Below are 3,359 nucleotides of genomic sequence, written 5' to 3'. Positions count from 1 at the left end.
GTTCTTTTGCTCCTCAGTAATATATCTTTTAGGATTCCGAGGGGCTTTGCTTTGATCCACAAGACCAGACCGGCCACTTTCTTTCCATCTATTAAGCCATTTCCTAACCGTCTTAGGAGTAGTATGGAAAGCTCGAGCAGCGGGTTTAACACCATTTTCCAGGGCATATTGAACAATTTGCCATCTCAGGCATTGTTTATCCTTAGATATTCTCATTATAGTATAATATTCCCACATGGCATCTGGTTACCGCCTTTCATTATGGTGTTTTGAATGAGAATACCATAATAATACCAGATGCCATGTATCTTTCACTCCTTTCTTCTTTTTTTCGGTTGTTTAAGATTGTCTCTTATGAAATCTAATAATAATCTTTTTTCTCTTTCTCTGAGAACTTTAATACCTACCGGGGGGATACCATCTTCCTTCCGTGTTCCACAAACAGCCTCTTCGATCCATTGACAAACTTTATTTAATATTGTAAAATTTTCTAAAGTTTAGAAAATTTTACAAAGGTGAAAAATGGCTAAACTGAAAGAAATAGCTGAAAAAGCCAACGTTTCGGTTGCCACAGTTTCCCACGTGATAAATGGCACTCGTCCGGTAAGCGATGCTCTCCGTAAAAGGGTTTTAGAAGCTATGGCGGAGCTGGGGGTGGAGGTGCATATTTCTCCCCCTAAAAGAGACTCATCACGCCTCATTGCAATGGTTATAGACGATATCTTCAATCCCTTTTTTACCGAAGTTTTTGCTGCAGCAGAGAGCACTGCTCGCACCATGGGTTATCATCTTCTTCTTCTACCTATAGAAAAAGATTATGATGCTTTTTATCTTCAGGATTTGAAAGATAAGAAAGTTGATGGTTTTATATTGGCTACTCGCCTGAGCTTGTCTCGCCTTAAAGAATTTTTTTCTGCCCAGGTTCCTCTGGTTTTTTTAGGGGGAGTTTTAGATAGCCCTTTTTCTCGTAGTATTCTTTTCCCTGATGAAGAGGGAGCTTATCTTGCTACTCGTCATTTGGTGGATTTAGGCCATTCTCGGATTCTCTGTGTAGGTGGCTCTTCTAAGAGCTCTCTTTTTCATAATCGTTTTCAGGGTTATAAAAGGGCTTTGAAGGAAAAACAAATTCCTGTAGACCCGCAATTAATGGTAGAGATTACCCCTACTTTTGAAGAAGCTCGCCAGCTAGGATTAAAATATCTTTCTTCTGAAAATCAAATAAGCGCTGTCTTTGCTCATAATGACCCGACTGCTTGTGGGATCATGGCTGCTGCTCAAGAACTGGGTATGAAAATTCCGGAGGATTTATCAGTGGTAGGTTTTGATAATACTTTTTTTTCTCGATTAACCTGTCCTCCTTTAACCTCGGTAGAAATTCCTAAAAAGTTAATTGGTAAGCGGTCAGTGGAGTTATTAATCCGTCTAATGCATAACAATGGAGTAGAGTCCTATGTAATTGAAGAGGTGAAGTTGGTAGAGAGGAAGTCTACTGCGTTTTTTTCGGAAAAATAATGGGGGAGGTGTGAAAGTTGGATAAAAAAGCGAAGGTGACGGTAATTGGAGCAGGAAGTGCAGCTTTTGGTCTGTCAACTTTAGTAGGAATACTGCGTCACCCCGATTTGCAAGGAGTGGAACTGTTTTTACATGACATTGATGAAAATGGTTTAGAAAAAATCAGAAAATTGGCAGAGAAAATGAACGAGGCCTGGGGTTCGGGGGTTAAAATTAACAGCTCTGTAGAGAGGGGAAAAGCTCTGGAAGGTGCAGATTTTGTAATTCTCTCCATTGCCATTGACCGGGAAAAATGTTGGAAGTTAGATCGAGATATTGCTCTTCGCTATGGCATTAACCATTATGCTGAAAATGGAGGGCCGGGTGCTTTTGCTCACACAGCTCGCAATTTATCGGCTATTATGCCCATTCTTCAGGATATGGAAAAATATTGTCCTGAGGCCTGGCTTTTGAACTTTACTAACCCGGTTCCCAGGATCTGTACCGCGGCTAACCTGTATTCCAGTATAAAGACCATCGGTATCTGTCACCAGATTAATTTTGGTTATTTTATCCTAGCTGCTCTTTTTGCCGATGAGTTAGATTTGCGCCTCCCTCGAGACTTTAACTTTAGGTGGAATGACCGATCTATGTCTCTTTTTCAAGTTATGAGTAAAAAGGCCAGAGAGAAGTTCATCATCCGGGCTTGGGGACTTAATCATTTTACCTGGATGATAAATGTAACAGAAAAAGGAACAGGGAGGGATCTCTATCCCGAAATTGAAAGAAGAATGGAAACTATTTCTCCCTCTTTCGAGCCTTTGACTCAGGAAGTTTTCCGGGTTTTTGGTCTTTTACCGGTTCCCGGAGATTGTCATCTCTGTGAGTATCTTCCCTACACTCACAATGTGAGTCGCAAAACCTGGGAAAGATATGATATCCAGATGTACGACTTTGAGTGGGCTGAAAAAGGAAGACAAAAGATGTGGGAAAAAATCGAGAGAGTAGTAGAAGGGAAAGAGCCGATGGAAGGATGGAAGGAAGTAGAAACAGAAAGAGGAGAATTCATTATTGCCGGAATATTAAAAAACCTCAATTCTTATGAAGAAGCGGTGAATATCCCTAACCAGGGATATATAGTCAATCTGCCAGATGAGGTAATAGTGGAAGTTCCGGCAATTTTAGGTAGCGAAGGCCTGATAGGATTAGGAGGATGTGAACTTCCTGAACCCATTGCTGAACTGTGCAGGAGACAGGCTCTTATAAATGAATTAGTGGTGAGAGCTATTGTAGAAGAAGACCGAAAATTAGCCCAGGAGGCTTTTGCCATAGACCCCATGATCGATGACCTTGAAGTAGCGAAAAAACTTCTGGATGATTACTTAAAAACTTTTGATTCTTATTTACGTTTTAAGTTATAGGAGGTGATGCGGGGAAATCTGGCTAAAATAGAAAGAGCTGGTAAGGGGAAGTCGTGTGGTAATTGGTGGTAAGGAAACTTTTGAGTATAGCATGATTGATTTTTGAAAAGGAGGAAAAAGATGAGGAAAATAGTGTGGTCGGTGGTGCTGGCTATTTTGCTGGTTGGTGCAGCTGGTGTGAGCTTTGCGCAAGTTTTACCGGAGATTCCCAGAGCCGAGACTCTCATCGTTGATATCTTACATGGACGGATTGGAAACCCAGGAAATTTTAATGTTTGGATTCCAGGATCTCAAGCCGGTCATGGGCTTCAACAAATGTTGATGGATGCTTTATGGTATGTAGATCCCCAGACAGGTGAATGGATTAATGCTTTGGCTGCAGAAGAGCCAGAATATAACGAAGATTTCACTAAAATGACCATAAAAATCAGGGAAGGCATTTACTGG

3 protein-coding genes and 1 pseudogene are annotated in these 3,359 nt (G+C 41.0%); 3 read left to right on the top strand and 1 reads right to left on the bottom strand.

Features of this window, described 5'->3' with window-relative positions; all coding sequences use genetic code 11:
- Positions 1-216: helix-turn-helix domain-containing protein (locus tag GXZ17_RS10640; RefSeq protein WP_409377259.1), on the bottom strand; the 216-nt coding region annotated here is incomplete at its 3' end.
- Positions 217-522: 306 nt separating this feature from the next.
- On the opposite strand from GXZ17_RS10640, the gene GXZ17_RS10635 reads away from it, so the two are divergent.
- The 3 genes and pseudogenes from GXZ17_RS10635 to GXZ17_RS10625 all read left to right on the top strand — a co-directional run.
- A complete protein-coding gene (locus tag GXZ17_RS10635; RefSeq protein ID WP_409377258.1) occupies positions 523-1,512 on the top strand; it encodes a LacI family DNA-binding transcriptional regulator in 990 nt (329 codons plus the stop codon).
- 17 nt (positions 1,513-1,529) lie between these two features.
- Complete coding sequence (locus GXZ17_RS10630; RefSeq protein WP_409377257.1) at positions 1,530-2,912, top strand: hypothetical protein; 1,383 nt, start codon at positions 1,530-1,532, stop codon at positions 2,910-2,912.
- A gap of 120 nt (positions 2,913-3,032) precedes the next feature.
- Positions 3,033-3,359, top strand: a pseudogene (locus GXZ17_RS10625) (ABC transporter substrate-binding protein); the annotation flags it as partial.

It is taken from the genome of Candidatus Sordicultor fermentans (assembly GCF_012728195.1).
Lineage (GTDB): Bacteria > Atribacterota > Atribacteria > Atribacterales > Caldatribacteriaceae > Sordicultor > Sordicultor fermentans.
The sequence above is the reverse complement of the archived record's forward strand: the minus strand, read 5'-3'. Positions and strand labels throughout refer to the sequence as shown.

Excerpts from the sequence above, each read along its gene's own strand:
- GXZ17_RS10635 (WP_409377258.1), top strand. The coding sequence starts at position 523 with ATGGCTAAACTGAAAGAAATAGCTGAAAAAGCCAACGTTTCGGTTGCC.